Annotated in this window: 1 rRNA gene; it reads right to left on the reverse strand. The window is 50.0% G+C overall.

Going from position 1 to position 276, the window contains the following annotated elements:
- Positions 1–4 precede the first annotated feature (4 nt).
- A 23S ribosomal RNA gene (locus KCO92_RS07285) occupies positions 5–276 on the reverse strand; the annotation flags it as partial.

A 276-nucleotide genomic window follows, 5' to 3' on the forward strand; every position in this document is an offset into this window, starting at 1 on the left:
TAGTAGTAGTATTTAGGGTTGGAGAGTGGTCTCCCCGGCTTCAGCCCGGATTTCACGTGTCCTGGCCTACTCTGGATACGACTATCTAGGGTGTATCTTTCGCATACAGGGCTATCACCTTCTATGGCTTGCTTTTCCAAGCAACTCTGCTAGATAAACCCCTTGAATGTTGTCGTCCTCAACCCCGAGTGCAAGCACCCGGTTTGCCCTTTTCCCCTTTCGCTCGCCACTACTCAGGGAATCTCGTTGATTTCTTTTCCTCTAGCTACTGAGATG

Source organism: Helicobacter salomonis (genome assembly GCF_017979425.1).
Taxonomy (GTDB): Bacteria; Campylobacterota; Campylobacteria; order Campylobacterales; family Helicobacteraceae; genus Helicobacter; species Helicobacter salomonis.